The sequence below is a fragment of the Enterococcus sp. DIV1067f genome (assembly GCF_050543505.1).
In the GTDB taxonomy this organism is placed as follows: Bacteria; Bacillota; Bacilli; order Lactobacillales; family Enterococcaceae; genus Enterococcus_D; species Enterococcus_D entomosocium.
On sequence record NZ_CP172940.1, the window covers coordinates 2,837,980 to 2,859,087 of the forward strand.

The window sequence follows — 21,108 nt, forward strand, 5'->3', positions numbered from 1 at the left end:
ACATCCCCTGTCCAACCGACAGGGGATGTCTTTTGTTCTTTCTGGATAAAGACGACGCAACTGGCGCATTTGCTTTCCCGAAATCAATCGATGCGTGAGCGATGGATCTCACGGTCAAAGGGACGGATGTAGGTCACGGCATAATCAATGGCAACGATATTGCTGAACTCATACACGCGGCCGTCTTCTAAAATCGCCCGATTGCTGATCTGCATTGCCGGCGTCCCCCGCTTGCACAATAAAATACCCGATTGCGCGGTCGATGTGGTGATGGGGGTATAGCTTGTGATGTAGTGGGAAATGCGGTACCCGCAGCTTTCGACATAGCGTTGGATCGAGTGCTCCACGATTTCTTGTGTCAATTCGGGAAATAGGCTGACGGGCAATTTAGACGTTTCCAGCTGTTCGATTTTGTAATTGACGATCCGCACTCGTTCAAAGGTCCAGACTTCCTCGTCTGGGCCTATTTGGAAAATCTGCTGTTCATCCAACGTTGCTGCCGCCTTATTCAAGGAAATCATTGTGGAATGGATGCGGTCATAAGGGGTGCGGGTCAAGGAATTAAAGATCATTGGGTTTTTGACCCATTTTTCATGGATAAAAATCCCTGAACCTTGTACCACTTTGACGATCCCGATCTCTTCAAGGTTTTTAATTGCTTGCTGGATCGTAAACCGAGAAACGCCATAGGTTTGCGCAAGGGTTCTTTGGTTGGGTAATTTGCCAGCAGAAAATTCTTCCTGATAGATTTTACTCAACAGATCTTGCACGATAAATTCACGTTTTTTCATAATGGCTCCTTCATTTGAGCGGGAGCGATCTCGCTCATGGACCAACTGCAAGCCTTCATATCGATACGTCCACTGGCTTTGAAGACCACCCCTTCATCGACGAGTGCTGCTTTTCGCCCATTGGCGGAGGGACCAACTAAGACGCCATCTGCCCGCACGACTCGATGGGCAGGGACATCCTGAGGGCTCAAGCGCATCGCTCGACCGACTGCTCGCGCGCCGTTGATTTGTCCCAATTTCCACGCAATCTGACTATAGGAGACGACTTTACCAAAAGGGATCTGCCGCGCCAGCGCATAGACTTCTTCATAGAATGGATTCATACTGTTCGCTCCTTCTTTGATTCTTTCTATCATAGTACTGGATTCCCTGCCAATAGTAAATGAACAGACGCAACTTTAGCAATAGCCATCCAAACACTCGATTCCTTCTCTAGCAAGCCAAGAACGAATCGAGTAGTCATTAGTTTGGAAAATCAAAGTAGGTTTTCGCATTGTGATAAGAGATATCTGCGACGATCTGCCCTAAATATATTTCATCTGCTGGCAGTTGTCCGTCTTCTACCCATTCACTGATCACCTGACACAAAATCCGCCGGAAATACTCGTGGCGTGGATAAGACAAAAAGCTGCGAGAATCCGTCAGCATGCCGACGAAGTTTCCAAGAATCCCGCCTTCTGCTAGGGTCGTCAACTGATGTCGCATACCAGAATACGTATCATTGAACCACCAAGCAGAGCCTAATTGCAGCTTGCCTTTGCTCTCTTCTTGGAACGCCCCCATCAGCGCAGTCAACACTGGATAATCTTTGGGGTTCAGTGAATACAAAATCGTCTTCGGCAATAAACTTTCCGCCTGAAGCTGCGCCAATGTCCGACTTAAGCCGCTCGCTAGACGATCGTCCCCCATCGCATCACCGCCGCTATCAGGTCCTAGTTGTTGGAAAAGTTTTTGACTGTTGTTGCGAGTCGCCATCAGATGCAATTGCGCGGTCCAGCCTTGCTTTGCGTATTGGCGCATCAAGTCAATCAGCAAGCCGGTTTGAAACTGTCTGATTTCTTCATTAGTCAATGTCTCAGTGGTCAAACGCTTTTGAAAAATCGCTTCAAGTGCAGCGCCATCATAAGCTTCCTCTCCAAGACGTGACAGACTGTGATCTGCTAAACGACAGCCCTGTTGCTGGAAGTAAGAAATACGTACGGTCAATGCTTCAACTAGCGTTTGATAGCTAGTGATCTCTTTGCTCGCAGCTATAGCCAATTGCTTAAGGTATGCTGGAAATTCTGGATTCTGCAGATTGATTGCTTTGTCAGGACGAAAGGTAGGATACACGGCAAAGGATTCTTCTGCCAACTTTTGATGATATGTCAACGAATCAATGGGATCATCCGTCGTACAGATTACCTCAACGGCCATCTTTTTGATCAGTTCTCGTGGTGAAAATTCCTTCGTCTGCAGCTGTTGATTGACTTTTTCCCAAATGCTTGCTGCATTGGCTAGTGTCAACCGCTCATCAATACCAAAGATTCGCTTCAATTCCAAATTGGTCCAGACATATAATGGATTGCCAATGCAAGCCTCCAAGGTCTGCGCCCAAGCACAGAATTTTTCGTAGTCGTCAGCATCGCCAGTGATCAAAGATTCTGCAACACCATTGGCACGCATCAAGCGCCATTTGTAATGGTCCCCCGCCAGCCACGCTTGGGTGAGATTGGTGAAGTTTTGGTTTTCGAAAATCTCTTTCGGCTCTAAATGGCAATGGTAATCAATGATCGGCTGCTTTTTTGCATACTCATGGTACAACTGTTTGGCAAAGCTGTTTTTCAAAATAAAATCGTCAGTTAAAAACATTTCTTCGCTCCTTTTCTTAACGCCCCACGCTCTTGTCGATGGCTTCCCACAACCCTAATAAGTAGGAAGCGCCGATCGCCCGATCATACAAGCCATAGCCTGGACGTCCCGTTTCTCCCCAGATCATTCGCCCATGATCTGGTCGAATGTAGCCGTCAAAGCCATTTTTGTACATCGCTTCTAGGATCTGATACATGTCTAATGAGCCTTCAGATGAGAGATGCGGTGCTTCATAAAAGTCTTTGTCATTGCCCAAGTATTGAATGTTACGAACATGGGCAAAAGGAATCCGATCCCGGCGACAAAACTCAGCCAAAATCTCATAGACATTATTGGCTGGGTCTTCGGCGATACTGCCAGTACAAAGTGTGATACCATTTGACGGACTGTCTACCACGTTGCAGACCCAATCCAAATCATCGCGGTTTTTAACGATACGAGGCAGACCAAAAATCGAATAGGGAGGATCATCTGGATGAACAGCCATCTTGATGCCGACCTCTTCACAGGTGGGAATGATGGCTTTTAGGAAATAAGCAAAGTTTTCTCTTAATTTGTCATCATCGACATCCTTATACGCAGCAAACAATTCTTTGACATGTGCCAAACGTTCTGGTTCCCAGCCTGGCAAGGTATAGCCAGAGCTTGACTCCTCAACTTCTTTGACGATCTCTTCTGGGTCTTTGTCGATCCCTGCTTTTTCAAATGCCATCGTAGAAGAACCGTCGGCTAAGCGATAATCGAGATCCGTTTTGATCCAATCGAAAATCGGCATAAAATTATAGCAGATCACTTCGACCCCATATGCTGCCAAATTACGAATCGTTTTTTTGTAGTTTTCGATATACAGGTCTCTCGAAGGCAAGCCAATCTTGATGTCATCATGAATATTGACGCTTTCGATCACCTTCAGGGAAAGGCCAACTGCTTCGACTTCTTCCACGAGCGCCTTGATCCGTTCTTTCGGCCAAACTGCCCCAGCAGGCAAATCAAAGAGTGTGCCGACGATGCCTTTCATTCCAGGAATTTGACGGATATCTGCTAACTTGATTTTATCGTAGTCTTTTCCATACCAACGAAATGTCATTTCCATTTTTTATTCGATCCCTTCTACTGTTTCATGTAATGTTTTACGGACTGCGCCGGTTCCTGCCAGCATCTTAGCGAACAAGTGACCCACCTTTTCAGCGATTCCTGCTTGATAAAGATCCAAACCAAAAATCTGCGGATTTGCTAAGATTGGTCGAATGATCCCTTGAACATCGGCGGCTGTCCCTAACTGACACTCACGTAAAATCTCTTGTAATTCTGCTAAGAGGGGATCAGGACTTGGGCCAAATGGATGGCCTTCATCATCGATCGCTAAGAGATAACGCAACCAGCCTGCAATCGCTAAGGGAATGAAAGTCAGCTCAGAAGCCGAGCCTTCTTTCTCCACATACTTTTTGATGGTTTCGCCAAAACGGATGGCGATTTTCTGTGAGGTATCTGCGGCGATCCGCTGTGGAGTGTCAGGAATCAGGGGATTCGGTAAACGAAGGCCCACCACCTCATCGATAAATTTCTTTGGCTGAATGATCTCAGGATCTTCCACTACCGGCAAGCCTTCACGATAGCCGATTCCTTTGATCAAAGCAACAATATCTGGATCGGTCATTTCCGCAGCAATAGATGTATAACCGAGTAAACAGCCGAACAAACTCATTGCGGTATGCAGTGGATTCAAACAAGTTGTGACTTTCATACTATCGGTTTTGTCGACGATCTCTCGACTCGTCAAGATCACCCCCGCTTTATCCAAATTCGGGCGACCATTTGGAAAATCATCTTCAATCACCAGGTAATGAGTCGTCTCTGTGTTAGCAAACGGAGCGATATTCGTTCCTTTATCGGTACGGATGACTGGCAGCTGCTCGATCCCAGCTGCTGCTAATTCTTCTGCAACTGCTGTTGAAGGATTTGGCGTGATCCGATCGATCATTGACCACGGAAACGTCACCTGCGCGTTGTTTTCTAAGTATCGGACAAACGCTTCTGAAACATGCCCCAGCTTTTGCCATTCTTTTGCAATGGTGACAATCGCCGTTTGGAAACGGAGCCCATTTTGCGAAAAATTATCGGTGGAAACCATAGCGATCGGAAGTGCCCCTGATTGAAAACGATCCCATAAAAAGCTAGCCAAAATGCTCATTGTATGGTTGACCTGATGGGGACCCGCAGCGAGATCCGCTTGTACGACAGGTAAAAATTTCCCCTGACTGTCTTTTAAGCCATAGCCTTTTTCTGTGATCGTTACGGTAACCAACTGTAGTGACGGCTCCTGAAATACTTTGCGTATTTGCTCATAACTCGCAATGCGGGAAGGATGGCAATAATAACTAGCCGCCGTTGACTGGAGCAATTTTTTCTCTAACCGTCCCCCTTCATGCATGACCACTTCTAAAATATCATTCTCGTAAGGGGCATATACTTGATCAATCACCTGTTCATCAAAGGTTTCACAAACTACGATTCCTTTTGTCAGCGCTTGTTGATCGATCAACGTTTGGGCTACTTCTGCGTGAAATGCCCGATACAAATTTCCCCCACCAAAGTGTAACCATTGAAACTGAGTATCTGATTGATCCGTCACTTCTTTGGGAACGATCGGCATCGTAACTCCTGCCTGCTTCAAGGCAGCAAAATCAAACATCCTACTTCCTCCTTTTTCTTAAAACTGATATATTAGTATTCTAGTTCATTCTATACTGAATTGCAAGCCTTTACAAAAGGTTATTCAACTTATATACTAGTTTTATTACTCAAAACTATCCCTAGGCACCTTCCTTCAGAGTTTTTCTTTAGAAGGTAATTGAATGCCTGATACAGAAAGAAGCGTTTATGTTGAACCCTACAAATTTTCAATCACAAGCTTATGAATCAATCAAAGAGTTGATTTTAACCGCCAAACTGATTCCCGGTCAAAAAATATCTGAAAAGGAATTGGAGCAACGGCTAACCATTGGCAGGACGCCGATCCGTGAAGCAATTATTCGTCTGCGCCGTGAAGCACTGATCCATGTCGTTCCCCAAAGCGGCACCTATATTTCTAAAATCAGTATCAAACAAATTGAAGAAGCTCGTTTTGTCAGAGAGACGCTTGAAAAAGAAGTATTCGTAGCGGCCTGCCAAGCCATTACAGAAGAGCAGCTGAAAGAACTAGAAAAACTCGTTATTTTGCAGCGGACCTATGCCCAATTGAAGGATGAAATCGAGTTTTTCCAACTCGACGAGGCCTTCCATCAGTTGATCTATAAGATTGCCGACAAAGAAAATGTCTGGAATTGGCTACAAACGATCAATCTGCCTTTAAATCGCTTCCGCTTCTTACGTTTAGAGGTGGAGGAATTGTCTTGGGAAATTATTTTGCGGGATCACGAAGAAATCTTAGCCACTTTAAAAGAAAAAGACCAAGCCAAAATTGCTCCCTTGGTCGGACAACACATTGATGTCATTGATAACGATTTGATTTTTGTGGAAAAGGCCTTTCCCGATTACTTTACGGAGTAAAGCTATTTGAAAATCATGGACCTTAAAAACCACCCTCGTCGAGTAGATTGCCTACTTGACGAGGGTGGTTTCATACGCTGAACAAGCGAGAATACGCTCATTCGATTGGGTGATAACTAAAGCCTTGGCCCAGTACTTCTGAGACATTATTGACGATCACAAACGCTTTTGGGTCAATGGTCTCAATGATTTGTCTGATCTGCATAAATTCTTGGTCGCTGGCCACGATCAACAGTACTTGTTTGTCTGCTTGCTGGTAGCCGCCTTGGGCAGCCAATAGTGTGGCACCACGAGCTGTTTTATCAAAGACTGCTTCTCGAATCTCGTTCACGTGGTTCTCACTTAAGATCATGATGGATTTCTTCCGGTTAAAGCCCGTTTCAATGTAGGTCATCACACCAGAGGTGATCACGATCGATAATATCGCAAACAAGAACTCTTCAAACCCGAAAACGAACAAGTTCATGGAGACCACGATCGCATCGGTCGCCAGCAAGCCAATCGCTGGATTCAAATTAAAGTATTTCTTGAAAATCAGCGGTGGAATCGTTGTACCACCGCTAGAAGATTGATTTTTGTACAAAATCGCTACTCCTAAAGCAAAAATCGCACTGCCAAATATCACGGAAAGCAGCCGATCTTCAGCCACCATATATTCTGGGACTAAAGCAATTGCTACTGGAAAAGCAAAACTACCATAGAGGACTTTCAAAAAAGGCCCCTTCCCTAAAAAGGCATAGGCAAGAATAAGCATGAGAATATTCAAGACCATGATCACAGCCGCTCGATCCCAACCGAGTGCTGACTCTAATAAAATACCGATTCCGCTGACACCGCCAGCTGCCACATGATGCGGGCCTAAAAATAAATTGATGCTTGCCGCTAACAAGAAAAGTGCTGCGGTGATTTTTCCATAGGTTTTCAGAATTGTCATTTGTTTCCTCTTTTCTCTGTCATTTTCACAAGTTGATTCCGTCAGTGACCGATTAGCAGCCATTCTTACTCCTCACTATACGCCCATTTGATGTCACCGACAAAATTTATGTTTAGCCAGAGGGAATAACCGGAAATCTGTTGGCTGATTGCTTGATTCAATCGTTCTCGCAAGGGATCTTGCCGCCCTACTGTATCAAGAGGAGTTGCAGGTAAAATCACTACATCTAATTCCACAATAACTTGATTACCGACTTTAGCGGTACGTAACACAAAGTCCACCACTTCTTCTGCGCGCAATTCTTTTTCAACGATCGTCATGATCGTTTCTCGCAGTTCTTCTTTTGGGGTAGAAGAAGTCAATTCTAAAATCGCTGCTTTCAACTCTTTTATCGAAAGCTGGATAAAGAATAGGGTGATCCCGATGGAGATGATTGGGTCGACATACATCGCAAAATTCCCATAGGGACTGGCTTGAATCAGCCATGACACAAGAAATGAACCGACGACACCCAGACTAAAGAAAAAGCCGAAACGCCATTGTTCTAGTTCTACCCAGTAAAAGGGATGAGTCAGTGGTTTCTTTTTTAAGTACAAGTAAAAAGAGAAACAGTAGATCGTACCAATCAGCGAGAAATACAAACCGATTGGATCAATCATGCCATCACTGACGTGTAATAAACTAAAAGCAGATTCAATGATTCCATAAATTGAAATCAGCAAGATGATACTATATTGAATAAAAACAACCAACGGCATCAACGCTTCTTTGCCGAATGGGAAACGTTCAAAGTCTTGGGCTTGGATATATTTTGCCACATACAAAGCAATCAGTGACATCACTGCACCAATCAATGTATAAACACCATCTAACAAGAGGACGTTATAACTGACCAGTAACCCAAAAAGCAAGGCACCGCCACCATAAATACTCCCAGCGACAATCGATGCCAGCAAAAGCTTGCGTATTTTTTTCTTTTCACTCATGATACTCCTCTTTCTTTTTTTCAAAAAAACTATCAATTTGATTGCATTCTTCTATCTATAAGCCTATCTTCCCATATAAATAACATAAAAAACAGTCAATTTTTTCATGCAAAGCGGAAAAAAATAGTATTGCTGTCAATCATTCACTCTATTCTCTAGTGATGCATATTCGATCTTTCTATTCCACTCTTTTTACATTCTGGTGTAAACCCCCTTGACTACGCGGATTGATTCCCTTATCATCAAGGGTAACCATATTCAATCAGAATTTTCAGAATATTCCGTTATATTTTTCATAACGGCGATTCATTGGAAGACAGGGAGGATGAAGAGAGTGAATGAAGCAAAACAAGTCCCATGGGCAGGAGAACCAAACCAACGAGCGATCAACTATTTGAATGAAGAAGGCAAAGTGATCGTCTGCCCAACCAAAGTCGGCTATATCATTGCCGTCTCTGATAAAAAAGGGCTGGAACGCAAGTTTTCAGCAAAGAATCGCAAGCGTAACAAACCAGGTGTCGTTCTTTGCAGCTCATTGGAGCAGCTACATGAATTAGCCGAGTTAAATGCGGAAACCGCCGCTGTTTATGAAACGTGTTGGAACAATGACGTGTTATTCGGTGCGATTTTGCCTTGGAAAGAATCAGGAAAAGCCTATATCCCAAAAGATGGTTCAGAAGAATTGATGACGGACATTCGGGGAACCAGCTGTTTCGTGATCAAATTCGGTGTCCCTGGTGAGCAGATCTCAAAAGAACTTTGGGATCAAAAAAAGAAATTGCTTTTCGCAAGCTCAGCGAACCCTTCAGGCAAAGGAAACCGCGGACTTGTTGAAGGGATCGGCGAACAAATCGCGCAAGAAGCCGATCTAATCATTGAAGGCAACGACTATGTTGCATCGATCCAACCAGACAAAACGCTGGAAACCCGCTACGAACAAGGAGTCATGGTTTCTTTCGTTGATAAAGACGGTAACTTGATTCCAGAGCAAGGAGACCAACGCTCCATCACTCCCGCACCTGTCTTGATCCGTAAAGGACTCGATGTTGAAAAAATCCAAATGTACCTTTCTGATCACTTCAACTCATGGGACTATCGCCACGGGGAGTATTATTAATCTTTCATCGTCAACAAAGAACCGAAGAACCAGCTAACGGCCCTCCTTTTCAAGGAAAAACGCTCAGCTCGTTCTTCGGTTTTTCAATAGAAAAAATACTTTTCTTCTATCGTGTTTCTTTCAAAAGCTGAATGATCTGTGCCTGTTGTTTGATGATCGTATCTTGTTGCTTGATTTTAATCCAGTTTTGGTCGATTTGGATAGCTGCTCCGAGATTTTTGTAACTAAGGTTGGGGATCTCCATGAAATGTATTCGGTGTGCAGATAAGTCATTAAAGATCTGAACAGACAGTCCCTCACTCAATTCATGAACCTTTTTTTCTACAATATACTGGTTGATCAGGTCTTCTACAGTCAAACGCTTTTTTCGTTTCTTGCCTTGTGTGCCATTCGAATTTTCAGATTTCTTGTTCGTACCAAACATTTTTGTTCTCCTTTCGTTAGGTCATCCTTCCTCCATTTTGTGATTCCGTGTCTCTTCTTCAGTGACCAAAATAAAATTGAGCGAAACCTACATACGAACATTTTGTCATAAAATAGCATTATAATCTACATTTTGTTGTTTTTAAAGATAAAAAAGGAGATAAATTACGATCAGGTTTTCTCTGTCATAGAATTCCAACTCTATTTCTGCTATAATCCCCTCATAAACACATAGGAGGGACTCTATGAAAAAGCATTCCTCAATTGCTTTCTAGGGGACGACGCCAATGACAGTGACTTTGGACTACACTTACTGCTGGGTTGTGGGCTGCCGCAACACAGTGCTTAGCACAAAACGAAAAAACTAAGCGTGGTACGGATTGCGAAATCGCATGAAGCTGGAAGCAGAAGTAATCGTTACGGACGGTGAATGTGTCCCTAGCCAAAGAAGCCTGATGAAGAACGAACGGAACCCTTTTCTCTCAAAAGAAATCATTCTTTTGGAGGAAAGCAAAATGAGAAAAGGTGAAAATACGACCTTTGTTTGTAAAAACTGCAGTACGCCTGTGGCACCCTTGACCAATGGTTCTTACCGCAACCATTGTCCCCAGTGTCTCTACTCGTTACACGTGGATATTCGCCCGGGTGATCGTCAAAATACTTGCCATGGCCTGATGCGACCCATCGATTATCGCCAACATTCCAAAAAAGGCTATCAGCTGCTGCATCAATGCACTCGCTGCAAAAACCAGCAGTGGAATATCGTGGCACAGGATACGCAACAGCCTGACCATTTTATTGAGTGGTTGGCTCAAACCGCTGCGTATCACTAAACAGCCAAAGAAGACCATGCTTCAGGCTGGTCTTTTTTGGTAATCAGAACAACGGCCCCCTTATACCACTAACTGCTCATAGACATTGTCGTCATAAGAAGTGCTTACTTTAACCTAAAAAAACAGCTCGCTGTCTCGTCGATTGGTTGACGAAATCAGCGGGCTGTCCTGCTAGTGTCTTCTTGATGATTTTACGTTGGTTTGCGCTTATTCAAAAACGAATTGATTGTGATACAGTTCCGCATAAAAGCCGTCAGCCGCCACCAATTGATGGTGATTGCCTTCTTCAATGACTTCGCCGTCCTTTAAGACAACGATGCGATCGGCATTCAAAATCGTCTTCAAGCGATGGGCGATCACAAAACTGGTTCGTCCTTTGATTGCTTCATCCATTGCTCGTTGAATTTTCGCTTCGGTCACGGTATCAACATTACTGGTGGCTTCATCCAAAATCAACAGTTCTGGATTGGTCAAAATCGTTCGGGCAATACTCATCAATTGTTTTTGACCAGTACTGAAAAGATTGTTCTCTTCGGTGATCTCCGTGTCATAGCCTTTTTCCAACGTCATAACAAACTCATGGATATTGGCTTGTTTCGCTGCTGCAATGACTTCGGCTTCAGTCGCTTCTGGTTTCCCAAAAGCAATGTTTTCACGAATCGTCCCTGAGAACAGCACGGATTCTTGCAAAACGATTCCCACTTGAGAACGCAGCAGATCCAAGTCTAGCTCCCGGATGTCGATGCCGTCAAAGGTCACAGAACCACCATTCACATCATAGAAACGATTCAACAAGTTCATGATGGTCGTTTTTCCTGAACCAGTCGGTCCGACCAATGCGACCATTTCGCCTTTGTTGACCGTGATCGACACATCTTTTAGGACCAATTTTTGACTGTCATACCCAAAGTCCACATGATTCAAAGCAACCGCCTCTTTGATGCCCTTCACTTTGATCCCGTCTTTTGGTTTGACCTCATCAGGTTCATCAAACATTTCATTGATTCTGCGCGCACCGGTGATCGCCAACTGAATCATGCTGTAACCAGAAGAGATCTGCATCAATGGTTGGTAATACTGCTGCGAATACTGGACAAAGGTCACAACTAATCCTAAAGCAACGGAACGTTCTAAGTCACCGTTCAATGCTAACCAGCCACCAAAGAAAATCACGATTGCCGTGTTCAACAAGGACATCCCTTGCATCAAGGGGAAAAGCAGCCCAGAGTAGACTTGCCCTTTGTAGGTAGCTTCCCGGACTTGTTGGTTGTGGACCAGAAAACCATCGATGGTTTCTTCTTGCAGTCCATTGGTGATGATGATTCGTTGACCACTGATTTTTTCATCGATATAGCCGTTTAATTTTCCGACTTCATCTTGCTGCAGATCGACATATTTGCGGGCTTTTTGGATCACGATCACCGCGATCAACACCGCAATCGGGGTAGAAGCAATCGTTGCCCATGCCAATTCAACGTTTTGACGGAACATCATGATCAAGATCCCCACCATTAAGACTACATTGGTCAGCACTTGCAACAATGCTTGGTTCAGACTGTTTTGGATGTTATCCAAGTCACTGGTGAAACGGCTCAAAATATCACCGTCTTGATGAGAATCAAAGAATTTGATCGTCAATTTTTCCAGTTTATTAAATAAACCGATCCGCATTCTGTTGGTTGATTTCCCCACCACTTGCGTGAACAAGATACTATAGACAAAATTAGCTGCACTGGCTAAGACATAAAAAATCAACAGTTTCCAAATGATCGATAGAAAAGCCGATTTATCATCGACCCCTTGCATCAAACCGCCAACATAATTCGCCAATTCCTGGAACGCTTCTCCGATAAAGACTGGCGCTTGTACTTGCAGATACGTTGCCAGAATCACCGTCACAAAAATGAATAGAAACGACCACTTGTATTGTTTTAAGTAATGGTAGAAAAATTTACTCGCTTTGAACAAATCTGTCATGGTTACTCCTCTCCTTTCTGTGTTGCGAAGATTTCTTGATAGATGGCATTGTTATTGGCTAAAAATTCATGGCTTCCTTCACCAACCAAACGTCCATTATCTAAAACGAAGATGCGGTCGGCTTTCACAACAGAGGCAATCTTTTGCGCGATAATGATTGTTGTCGTGTCTTTTAATTGTTTTTCAAACGCTTCGCGAACCAATTTTTCCGAACGAGCATCTAATGCACTCGTACTATCATCCAAAATCAAAATTTTCGGTTCACCGATCACGCCTCGAGAAATCGATAAGCGTTGCTTTTGTCCTCCAGAAAAATTGCTGCTGCGCTCGGAGACCGGCGCTTCAAAACCCGCTGTCAATTTTTGAATAAATTCGCTGGCTTGAGCGATTTCTGTTGCGCGAGACATCTCAGACTCTGAGGCATCTTTTTTCCCTTGCCGCAAGTTTTGGGCAATCGTTCCTGAAAAGAGGATCGCTTTTTGCAAGACAAAAGCGACCGTTTTACGCAAGCTTTGTTCATTGACTTCTTTCAAGTCAACGCCGCCAACCCGCACGACACCTTCCGTTGGGTCAAACAAACGGGGAATCAGTTGCGCCAGTGTTGATTTGCCGGCACCAGTCGCCCCTACGATCCCAATCATTTCGCCAGGTTTGATGGTAAAACTGATAGCCGTTAGGGCATTTTTTTCATCCCCAGGGTAACGGAAGCTGACGTTTTCAAAAGCGACACTTCCAGACAATTCTTGTTCTGGGACATCTTGGTATTGCAGATCCGGTTCGGTATCTAGAATCTCTTTGATCCGTTTTAGCGAAACTGCAGCCCGTGAAGTCATCATCATCATCATGCCGCCGATAATGATCGCCATCATAATTTGCATCAAATAATTCATGAATGAGGCAATTCCCCCAATCAAGGTTGGGTCATCTTTCGCTAGATCACTGACAAAGAAAATCGCGCCGACCACGGCTAAGTTGGCCGCCAGCATAAAGGAGGGGATCATTACAGAGAACAGGGTTCCTACAATAATATTATGCTTCGTTAACGTTTCACTGACTTTGGAAAAGCCTTGCAGTTGGTTGTCTTCTTGGACAAAGGATTTCACCACACGAATCCCCATCAAATTTTCTTTGGCGATCCCGTTGATTTTGTCGATCAAGTTTTGGATAATCATAAAGTGTTTCCCCATCCGTGTAAAGGAGAGTGCCGTAATCACTAGAACAGCGATAATCAGTAAGACGATGATCCACCACAGTTGCGGCATGGTTGTCATCGCCAAAATGAAGGCACCGATAAATAAGAACGGGATGCGAAACAACGATTGTAGTGAGATCATCACTAAGTTTTGAATTTGCGTGATGTCATTGGTCAAACGCACCACTAAGTTTCCTGCCGAGAAGGTTTCGATATTACCAAATGAGAAAGTCTGGATTTTCCGAAACATTTCTTCTCGAATATCGGCACTAACGCCTTGCGCCACTTTCGCAGAAAAAACCGTGTTGATGATCCCTGCAACAAGGCCTAGCAATGCTAGCCCAATCAACTGCACACCAATTTTTTTCATTTCATCATTGTTTTCGGTAATAATTGATTCTAGCACTTGCTGCAAGAGCTTTGGCTGCCATAATGCAGCAACGACCATTAAAATGACCGATAATAAGGCAATGCTGGTTGCCGCTTTGTACTTTTTGACATGGCGTAAGACCAGATCCATATACGTACCACTCCTTTGTGTTTAGCAGAAAAGACTGCCAAAAAATTTCGGTTGCAAAACAATTTACCATGGATTACGGCTAGAAACAAGCGAACAAATAAAACAAAAAGAGCTTTCATGAAAGCTCTTTGAAAATATTGCATAAATGTTGGCGAAAATAATGAATGATAAAGGGATTATGATGATCCTCAATAGGGTCTTCCTTATTTTCTGTCGCTAAATCTTTGACTTACGATTCGCTGTTTTCCAGCTCACTTTTTTGTTTTTTTGTCAGTTTTTGTTTGACTAGATCGTAGGAAACCAAAATCATTTGTTCGATGTTTTCATCCATCAAGGCATCAGATACCAACTTGATGGTATTCCAATGGGTCTTATTGGCATAATACCCTGGAATGATGACGTCAGGAAATTGCTCTCGCAGCGTTTCGTTGACCTCGGGCAGATTTTTCAAAGTCAAAAACGCTGTTTCTTCTGCTTGCGGACTCATGATCCCAAACTGTTTCCCTACTAAATCAAAGTAGATTGCATCCCAATCTTCGCGGTAATAGACTTTGGCTCCCGGCAAGCCTTCCCCAAATGCTTGAAATCGCTGCATTTTTTTTGCAATTTTTTCTTCAATCGATGTACTCATTGTGTTTCCCCCACTTTCTGCTATCAAAATCGCCATTTTCTGTCTCAATTTTGACAGATTGAATCGCTTTCTGCTCTATTTCCTACTATTATACATGGTTGTCGTGGAAAAAGGGATTTTTTATCAATGGCATGTTGCCTGAAAATGACTCTTGAGAGTTGCATGCGGCGTTACATTCATTCATCTCTCTCAGAAGATACAAAAAAACCCTTATCAGCGAGTAAGATGTACTCGCCAATAAGGGCAATTGATTACTAGATGTCATGGACAAGATTCATTTTAGAATCTTAGTACCAACCATTTGCTTCCCAGAATGCTTTGGCAGCAGACCAAGAACCATAACGTGATGCAACATATTCATCGGCAACCTTTTCTTGGTTAGCAGCTGAATAGTCACCATTTAAGTAAGAGTTGGTTAATTGGTAACGGCCGTAGTATTGTCCGTTTGTCGCTGTGTAAGAACCACCAGATTCTTTGTTTGCGATCCATTCTTTTGCTGAAGCTTCTGAGCCGCTAGCTGAAGAGCTGTAGCTTGAGCTGCTTTGTGTGCTTGCAGCAGCAGATTGTGTGTTGCTTGATTGTGAAGCTGCTGGTTCACTTGGTTGTTGTACACTTGCTGCAGCAGTCGTGTTTGCAGATTCTGTATAAGTGGCAGTGCCATCTGTAGGGATGATCAATGCTTCCCCAACAAAAATCAAGTTTTTATCAGCAATCTCGTTTGCTTCAACGATCGCATTGATCGTATCATCAGAGCTATAACCGTAAAAGTTAGTAGCGATTGTTGATAATGTATCACCAGATTGAACAGTGTATTGTTCGTCTGCAAAGGCGTCTTTCCCACCTAAGAAAAGGCCGAAACCGGCAAGGACAGCTGTACTAAGTAAAACAGTTTTTAAAGACTTCATATAATTAAATCTCCTTCTTTGAAACTCATTTTGCGTCATTTGAGATGACTCAAGCGCATAAACAAGTCTAACACCGAAGAATATTTCATAGGTAAAGAAATCATTACAGATGATTACGAAAACGACAGTTGCCTTACGTTTCGTAAGAATTGAAAAAGACTATCATATCAAGCTTTTCTCTGCTGTAATTTTTAACATTACAGTTATTTTGTTTCTAGGTAAACCAGTTAACCTTAGAAAACCTTTCCTATATTACAAAAAACCCTCTTTTTACACAGATTTGTAACAAAAGAAGGAACGAGACAAGGTCTCATTCCTCATTTACTTCCTATTTTTTCTTCACTGGGATCAATTTATTCATGACGATCGCCGCAATAGCGCTTAAAGCAATCGGTGAATCTAATAAATATTGTAAGAATTGAGGCGCAGATTCTTTGATTTCTGCTGGCATAAACAACAAGCCGATGGCAATAATCAATGGTACCCCGATAATATACAACTCACGCTCGGAAAACTCTTCATTCTTAATGACCCGAAAGCCGCTCAACAAAATAATGACACAGACGACCGCGAACACGCCGCCGATGACAGCAGAAGGTACTGCGTGAATCAAGGCTGAAAGTTTTCCCATGAAGGACAATAGGATAAACCAGACGGACGCCATCACAAAGACTTTTTTACTAGCAACCCCGGTGATCGAAATGATCCCTGCATTGGTAGAATAACCAGTTACAGGTGTCGTTCCAACTAAGGCGGCAACCAAGCAGCCTAACCCTTCACCGATCACGCCTTTATTGATCTGTTCATCCGTAACAGGTTCTTCTGTCACAGAACTGACCGCGTACCAAGTTCCTGTTGTTTCTGCTAGGAGAACCATATAGATCACTAGCATCGTTAAGATCGCTGAAACATCAAAATGCAGGCCATAGTTTAGAAATACCAGTTTTGGCAGGCTAAAGAAAGAAGCATCCGCCACCGACTGAAAATCAACGCCTCCCATAAAGGAAGCAATCACGGTACCGATAACCAAAGCAATAATGACCGAACTGATTCGGAAGTATTTTCCCATTCCTGGAAAATAATCGCCTAACATGGAAAACAAGATCAAAATCGCCGCAGTAATCGCAGCCAACAACATGTTTTGATTGGCACTTAGTGTTTCAGTGGCAGGATAGATATTGCTAGTAAATGCCGTTGGCAACAGCGTCAAACCAACGATCATGATGATCGTTCCACTGACGATCGTAGGAATAAAATGACGAACGATATACTTATAGATTCCAGTAAAACCTAGTAAAATGACTGCTGCGGCACCAACGATGCTGGCTCCTAACACCGTGTCCATGCCGTTGGCACCAAAATAAATACCGATGATCGCTCCAACGGGGACAAAGGACGGCCCTTGACATACGGGTAATTTCAAGAAAAAGAGGACTTGGATCAAAGAAGCGATCCCTGCTCCTAAAAAGGTCGATTGGATCAAACCTGATGCGTCTGAAGAGGACATCGCCACCGCCGTTGCGATAATAAATGGCGGCACATACACGTCCATTGCCAACACATGCTGCAACCCTAAAAGTACTGCTTGACCAAAGGGAATGTCTTCATTCATTCCGATCGTTAAATGTTTATTTTTCGTTGATTCCACTGTCTCATTCTCCTCGTTTTTCGTGTACTTTTTTTCCTTGGACCCAGACTTGGCGAATATTTTGCATCGTTGCTAAGTACAGGATTTTTTGTAATCTTGCTTCGGGTGAGGTGAACACACCGAAGTCAGGCAAAGGATTTTCTTTTTGTCGCGTATCGATCACTTGCACATCAAACGCATAACCTTCTTTGATGACACCTACTGGTAATTTCAGTGCCTCACCGCCGCCTTTTGTCGCCAATGAGAACGCATCGATCACGGATATACAAGAACCGGCTACTCCTCGTGTGTTTTGAGGAAGCGTGACATCCACGCCATCTTCTAACATTCTCGAAGACATCACAGCTTGTTTGATGTTGTCATACAAACTCGGTGAAAAACCGCCGGAGATATCCGTTCCTAAACCAATCGTGACCCCTTGCTCTTTCAAGCGCTTGATTGGGATCACACCATTGGCAAAGTAGGCATTTGAGATGGGACAGTGCGCAACTGCGGCGCCGCTTTCGACAAAACGGGCGCCTTCAGCTGGGCTGATGAAATTGCCATGAGCCATCACTGCTTTTTCTCGCAACAAGCCGAAATCTTGCAGCACTTCGGTATCCGTTTTGCCAAATCGCTCTTGAACAAAGTCATGTTCCCATTGCCCTTCACTGCAGTGGGTCTGAACATGGACATCATATTTTTGAGCCAATGCGCCTAACCCTGCCAAGCCTTCATCGGTACAGCTCGGGACAAATCGCGGAGTAACCACAGGATAAACGCCTTGAGGTGCGGTCTTTGCGATTGCTTGTACTTCTTGAATAAAACGTTCTGTATCCGCTAATGCCTCTTCTGTTGATGCGTCCCGATAAAAAGCAGGATTGGCTTGAGGATCGTCCATAACGACTTTTCCGACTAAACCCCGTTGACCAAGAGCGGCACAAATCTTCGCCAATTGAAGGCTCGCTTCTAGATGGATCGTTGCAAAATAAAGAACCGTTGTCGTTCCTCTTGCCAATAGCTGTGCCACCAAATCTTGATAGACAGCTTTGGCAAATGCTGGATCGGCATATTTTGCCTCCAGCGGAAACGTGCATTCATCTAACCAGACATTTAACGGTTCATCTAACGCGATCCCTGCTTGCGGCCATTGCGGTGCATGGACATGCAGATCGACAAACCCTGGTAAAAAGCACTGGCCTTCAGATAAAGCCTGAAGATTCTCTGATGCTTTTGCCAGCTCTGCCTCATACCCTTGATCTGTTTTGGCAGTGACTTTCGTGATGATCCCTGCGTCATCGACTTGAATCAAAGCTTCTTCTATATATTCTAGTTTTCCATCAGTTGGCGTATGGAAAACATCTCCTTTAAAATAGTGAATGGTTGCCATTTGTTTGATTTCCCCCGTTCTCTAAGACATTGTCAGGAAAAAGCCGTTCATTTAATGTTCCTTTTTCACTAACACGATGTTCTTATTTTAACGCTATTCGAAAATAGTGCAATAAAATTCACTATCATAAAGAAAGATAAAACGATAAACGTTCGGTTTTTATGCGATTTCAAAAAAAGACACCGTCTAGAAATAAGACAGTGTCAGTTAACGACGCTTATACTTTTGTTTTCTTTAGTTGCCGATAAAATACCACCAGTCCACCTACTAGCAAACAGAGTACTCCTGCAATCGAGCCCCATTTTGCTGGCTCTAAAAAGCTTTGGATCCTTGAGGTCTGATTCGTTGCCGTCGTTCCTGATAGCTGAAACAAGAAAGCCAGCGGCTGATGTTCAAAACGAAGAATAACAAATAGGAGTGTCATCAAAAGAAATTGATGTACCAGACTCCCTTTGCTTTGTGTGGCATACTTGGCTAAGCTCTGCTTTTCAATTGCTTCCGGTTTTGCCGCCAAATACTGTTTCGTGAGCCATTGATTCAATCCCGCATTAAAGAAACTAATGACAAATAAACTTATTGGGATCAAAAGATCGCTGCTAAATAGAAGAACACCAACCATCAATCCAAGCAAATACGCCGGTACTAACTGTTTTTCTAGCAAGCGTGCGAGTTTTCCTCCGAGAAACATTGCGCCAAAAAGGCCCAGTGCATAAGGCAAGTAAACGTGAGTACTAAGCGCTTGTGCCCCAAATCGACCGGTAACATAGACCGAGCCGAAAAGAAAAAGAAAGTTACCGATCACTCCCCGAATAAAGGTGAGGATGTTCAAGTGAAGCGGCTGTTTCCACGAGCGGCTGCGTTTCGTTAAAGTGATCAGCAGCAAAGCAAAGAGAAACAAGAAGCCAGTAATCGCCCACTCAAACAGGGCATTCGACTTGATCAGCCTGGCTGCTCGCAAGCCAAACAGTAAGAGAAAGAAAAAGAAATACAACAAAAACTGCTTGTTGAATAACTGGTTGCGCTGCATCAACGGTCTTTTTGGGAGGTTGTTGAAGGTTTGACTACTCTTAGCTGCCAGCACAAAGAGTGCAAAATAACTGCCAAATAGGCCAACGCCTTGAAGGTCATCAGGCAACCGTAAGGCAAACAGTAAAACAAAAAGAAAGAACAGCGCCTCCTTCCAATCATTTTTCAGCGGCTGTTCAGTGAGCTTGGCTTTTTGTCGTACCATCAGATCAGCTGGCGGCAGCCAAGAAGCACTGATCCCCAACAAACCAGCAGCTGGCAAGAGTGCCACGCTCCACCAGGTGCTCAAGATACCTACCAATGCGCCGGCGCCGCCGATCAAGACACTTGCTGCTAACAATGATGGTGCAAAAAGCGCCGTAAGCGTCTGTAAGAAAAAGACCCCTGTCATGCGAAAGGTATAAAAGAGCGCAAAGGCTAATGCTGCACTTAGCGACTGCTCTTTGCTCAAAGATAAGAAATAAAGATACGGGATGATCGTGATCGTATTGCTGATGATCAAAAGTGCGGTATGGGATTTTAAAACTTTCATCGTCCGACTCCTTGCCTTGATTTAAAGTTCCATCTTTCTTCTATCCTACACTTTCAAGCAATCCTGTCAACTTGCGTGCCAAATTTAAGCAAAAAGAAACCAAGTGTATTGTCAAAAGACTGACACTTCGTTTCTTTTTCTTATTGCGATTTTCGGCTAGAAGCCAGTAGACTGAATCGTTTGCTTAATTGCCTGAATTTCTTCATACAACCCTTGAAACTCTTTTGCAAGCTCACTCATGATGTCTGCGCTCATCAAAAGATCTTCCGCATGACTTAATAGTAAGGACATCCAAACTTTGTCCCCTTGAGCTTCTTGTTGAACTAACTTCCGATGTGCCAAATGGGCTTCATGATAGTGTTCTTTTCCTTTTTCGATTGCTTGCAGTGCAGCCAGATTCTGGGCTTCTCTTCCTTTTTGAATACTTTCAAAAAAGCAACTTCTTGCCATACCCGCTTGCGAGATAATCTGAAAACAAATTTGTTCTTTTTCTTCCATTCTACTCTCCTATTAGTTCAAGTGCTTGTTCCAATGCTTTTTTTCCATCCATCATGCCATAGGTGCGCATGTCGATACTGGCTGCTGGACAAGCAACTAAGCCTTGGACTTCATTTAATCGGTAAGAAACTTGCGGTCCTAACAGTACGCAATCAGCATCTTTTGCTGCAGTCGTGACAGATTCAATGGAGAACGCATCGATCGCCACCGCTTCTCCTTTTTCTTGCGCTGCTTTCTTCATATTATTTACTAAGACGCCAGTAGACATGCCGCCAGCGCAAACTAACACTATTTTTTTCATCATTTTTCCTCCATTTTCTCGTTAT

At 43.6% G+C, this 21,108-nt stretch carries 20 protein-coding genes; 3 read left to right on the forward strand and 17 right to left on the reverse strand.

The window, feature by feature from the left end; genetic code table 11:
- Window positions 1-83 precede the first annotated feature (83 nt).
- The 5 genes from IGJ42_RS13060 to IGJ42_RS13080 form a co-directional block, all read right to left on the reverse strand.
- Window positions 84-791 carry a GntR family transcriptional regulator gene (locus IGJ42_RS13060; RefSeq protein ID WP_422705633.1) on the reverse strand — a complete coding sequence of 236 codons (708 nt, stop codon included), beginning with the start codon at window positions 789-791 and terminating at the stop codon, window positions 84-86.
- Window positions 788-1,114, reverse strand: coding sequence for an MGMT family protein (locus tag IGJ42_RS13065; protein WP_074933265.1), 327 nt, complete (start codon window positions 1,112-1,114; stop codon window positions 788-790). The genes IGJ42_RS13060 and IGJ42_RS13065 overlap by 4 nt, the downstream gene beginning before the upstream one ends.
- 139 nt (window positions 1,115-1,253) lie before the next feature.
- Entirely contained in the window at window positions 1,254-2,642 is a 1,389-nt protein-coding gene (uxaC, locus tag IGJ42_RS13070; protein WP_429960201.1) for a glucuronate isomerase, read from the reverse strand.
- Window positions 2,643-2,658: 16 nt separating this feature from the next.
- Window positions 2,659-3,735, reverse strand: a complete 1,077-nt coding sequence (gene uxuA, locus IGJ42_RS13075; protein ID WP_008380661.1) for a mannonate dehydratase — start codon at window positions 3,733-3,735, stop codon at window positions 2,659-2,661.
- Window positions 3,736-3,738: 3 nt separating this feature from the next.
- The gene (locus IGJ42_RS13080) at window positions 3,739-5,334 is read right to left on the reverse strand and encodes a mannitol dehydrogenase family protein (protein WP_008380658.1); all 1,596 of its coding nucleotides are present in this window, start codon (window positions 5,332-5,334) and stop codon (window positions 3,739-3,741) included.
- Window positions 5,335-5,522: 188 nt separating this feature from the next.
- Between IGJ42_RS13080 and IGJ42_RS13085 the strand changes: the two genes are divergently transcribed.
- Complete coding sequence (locus IGJ42_RS13085; RefSeq protein WP_005234106.1) at window positions 5,523-6,191, forward strand: GntR family transcriptional regulator; 669 nt, start codon at window positions 5,523-5,525, stop codon at window positions 6,189-6,191.
- 97 nt (window positions 6,192-6,288) lie between these two features.
- Here the strand turns inward: IGJ42_RS13085 and IGJ42_RS13090 are convergent, their stop codons facing one another.
- Both IGJ42_RS13090 and IGJ42_RS13095 read right to left on the reverse strand, forming a co-directional pair.
- Window positions 6,289-7,125 carry a YitT family protein gene (locus IGJ42_RS13090; RefSeq protein WP_005234105.1) on the reverse strand — a complete coding sequence of 279 codons (837 nt, stop codon included), beginning with the start codon at window positions 7,123-7,125 and terminating at the stop codon, window positions 6,289-6,291.
- A 65-nt stretch (window positions 7,126-7,190) separates the two neighbouring features.
- Window positions 7,191-8,111 carry a cation transporter gene (locus IGJ42_RS13095; protein ID WP_086297959.1) on the reverse strand — a complete coding sequence of 307 codons (921 nt, stop codon included), beginning with the start codon at window positions 8,109-8,111 and terminating at the stop codon, window positions 7,191-7,193.
- A gap of 325 nt (window positions 8,112-8,436) precedes the next feature.
- Between IGJ42_RS13095 and IGJ42_RS13100 the strand changes: the two genes are divergently transcribed.
- On the forward strand, window positions 8,437-9,228 hold the full coding sequence (locus tag IGJ42_RS13100) for an L-threonylcarbamoyladenylate synthase (RefSeq protein ID WP_429960202.1): 792 nt from the start codon (window positions 8,437-8,439) through the stop codon (window positions 9,226-9,228).
- Between the two features lie 106 nt (window positions 9,229-9,334).
- Here the strand turns inward: IGJ42_RS13100 and IGJ42_RS13105 are convergent, their stop codons facing one another.
- Window positions 9,335-9,652: a hypothetical protein gene (locus IGJ42_RS13105; protein ID WP_429960203.1), complete on the reverse strand. Its 318-nt coding sequence runs from the start codon at window positions 9,650-9,652 to the stop codon at window positions 9,335-9,337.
- Between the two features lie 514 nt (window positions 9,653-10,166).
- Here IGJ42_RS13105 and IGJ42_RS13110 point away from each other — a divergent pair.
- Entirely contained in the window at window positions 10,167-10,484 is a 318-nt protein-coding gene (locus IGJ42_RS13110) for an RNHCP domain-containing protein (RefSeq protein WP_008380645.1), read from the forward strand.
- 207 nt (window positions 10,485-10,691) lie between these two features.
- On the opposite strand, the gene IGJ42_RS13115 is transcribed toward IGJ42_RS13110, so the two are convergent.
- From IGJ42_RS13115 to IGJ42_RS13155, 9 genes are all read right to left on the reverse strand, one after another.
- Window positions 10,692-12,461: an ABC transporter ATP-binding protein gene (locus IGJ42_RS13115; RefSeq protein WP_005234100.1), complete on the reverse strand. Its 1,770-nt coding sequence runs from the start codon at window positions 12,459-12,461 to the stop codon at window positions 10,692-10,694.
- 2 nt (window positions 12,462-12,463) lie between these two features.
- On the reverse strand, window positions 12,464-14,173 hold the full coding sequence (locus IGJ42_RS13120) for an ABC transporter ATP-binding protein (RefSeq protein ID WP_005234099.1): 1,710 nt from the start codon (window positions 14,171-14,173) through the stop codon (window positions 12,464-12,466).
- 229 nt (window positions 14,174-14,402) lie between these two features.
- Window positions 14,403-14,804 (reverse strand): MmcQ/YjbR family DNA-binding protein, encoded by a 402-nt coding sequence (locus IGJ42_RS13125; RefSeq protein WP_034878364.1) that lies wholly within the window; start codon window positions 14,802-14,804, stop codon window positions 14,403-14,405.
- A 287-nt stretch (window positions 14,805-15,091) separates the two neighbouring features.
- Window positions 15,092-15,709: a LysM peptidoglycan-binding domain-containing protein gene (locus tag IGJ42_RS13130; protein WP_008380639.1), complete on the reverse strand. Its 618-nt coding sequence runs from the start codon at window positions 15,707-15,709 to the stop codon at window positions 15,092-15,094.
- A 328-nt stretch (window positions 15,710-16,037) separates the two neighbouring features.
- A complete protein-coding gene (locus IGJ42_RS13135) occupies window positions 16,038-17,321 on the reverse strand; it encodes a uracil-xanthine permease family protein (protein ID WP_016612741.1) in 1,284 nt (427 codons plus the stop codon).
- Between the two features lie 40 nt (window positions 17,322-17,361).
- On the reverse strand, window positions 17,362-18,726 hold the full coding sequence (gene guaD, locus IGJ42_RS13140) for a guanine deaminase (protein WP_430615721.1): 1,365 nt from the start codon (window positions 18,724-18,726) through the stop codon (window positions 17,362-17,364).
- A 217-nt stretch (window positions 18,727-18,943) separates the two neighbouring features.
- Window positions 18,944-20,284 (reverse strand): hypothetical protein, encoded by a 1,341-nt coding sequence (locus tag IGJ42_RS13145; RefSeq protein WP_430615722.1) that lies wholly within the window; start codon window positions 20,282-20,284, stop codon window positions 18,944-18,946.
- 156 nt (window positions 20,285-20,440) lie between these two features.
- The gene (locus IGJ42_RS13150; RefSeq protein ID WP_005234093.1) at window positions 20,441-20,782 is read right to left on the reverse strand and encodes a PTS lactose/cellobiose transporter subunit IIA; all 342 of its coding nucleotides are present in this window, start codon (window positions 20,780-20,782) and stop codon (window positions 20,441-20,443) included.
- A 1-nt stretch (window position 20,783) separates the two neighbouring features.
- Window positions 20,784-21,083 (reverse strand): PTS sugar transporter subunit IIB, encoded by a 300-nt coding sequence (locus IGJ42_RS13155; RefSeq protein ID WP_034872120.1) that lies wholly within the window; start codon window positions 21,081-21,083, stop codon window positions 20,784-20,786.
- Window positions 21,084-21,108 lie beyond the last annotated feature (25 nt).

Excerpts from the sequence above, each read along its gene's own strand:
- IGJ42_RS13060 (WP_422705633.1), bottom strand. The coding sequence starts at position 791 with ATGAAAAAACGTGAATTTATCGTGCAAGATCTGTTGAGTAAAATCTAT.
- IGJ42_RS13065 (WP_074933265.1), bottom strand. The coding sequence starts at position 1,114 with ATGAATCCATTCTATGAAGAAGTCTATGCGCTGGCGCGGCAGATCCCT.
- uxaC (WP_429960201.1), bottom strand. The coding sequence starts at position 2,642 with ATGTTTTTAACTGACGATTTTATTTTGAAAAACAGCTTTGCCAAACAG.
- uxuA (WP_008380661.1), bottom strand. The coding sequence starts at position 3,735 with ATGGAAATGACATTTCGTTGGTATGGAAAAGACTACGATAAAATCAAG.
- IGJ42_RS13080 (WP_008380658.1), bottom strand. The coding sequence starts at position 5,334 with ATGTTTGATTTTGCTGCCTTGAAGCAGGCAGGAGTTACGATGCCGATC.
- IGJ42_RS13085 (WP_005234106.1), top strand. The coding sequence starts at position 5,523 with ATGTTGAACCCTACAAATTTTCAATCACAAGCTTATGAATCAATCAAA.
- IGJ42_RS13090 (WP_005234105.1), bottom strand. The coding sequence starts at position 7,125 with ATGACAATTCTGAAAACCTATGGAAAAATCACCGCAGCACTTTTCTTG.
- IGJ42_RS13095 (WP_086297959.1), bottom strand. The coding sequence starts at position 8,111 with ATGAGTGAAAAGAAAAAAATACGCAAGCTTTTGCTGGCATCGATTGTC.
- IGJ42_RS13100 (WP_429960202.1), top strand. The coding sequence starts at position 8,437 with ATGAAGAGAGTGAATGAAGCAAAACAAGTCCCATGGGCAGGAGAACCA.
- IGJ42_RS13105 (WP_429960203.1), bottom strand. The coding sequence starts at position 9,652 with ATGTTTGGTACGAACAAGAAATCTGAAAATTCGAATGGCACACAAGGC.
- IGJ42_RS13110 (WP_008380645.1), top strand. The coding sequence starts at position 10,167 with ATGAGAAAAGGTGAAAATACGACCTTTGTTTGTAAAAACTGCAGTACG.
- IGJ42_RS13115 (WP_005234100.1), bottom strand. The coding sequence starts at position 12,461 with ATGACAGATTTGTTCAAAGCGAGTAAATTTTTCTACCATTACTTAAAA.
- IGJ42_RS13120 (WP_005234099.1), bottom strand. The coding sequence starts at position 14,173 with ATGGATCTGGTCTTACGCCATGTCAAAAAGTACAAAGCGGCAACCAGC.
- IGJ42_RS13125 (WP_034878364.1), bottom strand. The coding sequence starts at position 14,804 with ATGAGTACATCGATTGAAGAAAAAATTGCAAAAAAAATGCAGCGATTT.
- IGJ42_RS13130 (WP_008380639.1), bottom strand. The coding sequence starts at position 15,709 with ATGAAGTCTTTAAAAACTGTTTTACTTAGTACAGCTGTCCTTGCCGGT.
- IGJ42_RS13135 (WP_016612741.1), bottom strand. The coding sequence starts at position 17,321 with ATGAATGAAGACATTCCCTTTGGTCAAGCAGTACTTTTAGGGTTGCAG.
- guaD (WP_430615721.1), bottom strand. The coding sequence starts at position 18,726 with ATGGCAACCATTCACTATTTTAAAGGAGATGTTTTCCATACGCCAACT.
- IGJ42_RS13145 (WP_430615722.1), bottom strand. The coding sequence starts at position 20,284 with ATGAAAGTTTTAAAATCCCATACCGCACTTTTGATCATCAGCAATACG.
- IGJ42_RS13150 (WP_005234093.1), bottom strand. The coding sequence starts at position 20,782 with ATGGAAGAAAAAGAACAAATTTGTTTTCAGATTATCTCGCAAGCGGGT.
- IGJ42_RS13155 (WP_034872120.1), bottom strand. The coding sequence starts at position 21,083 with ATGAAAAAAATAGTGTTAGTTTGCGCTGGCGGCATGTCTACTGGCGTC.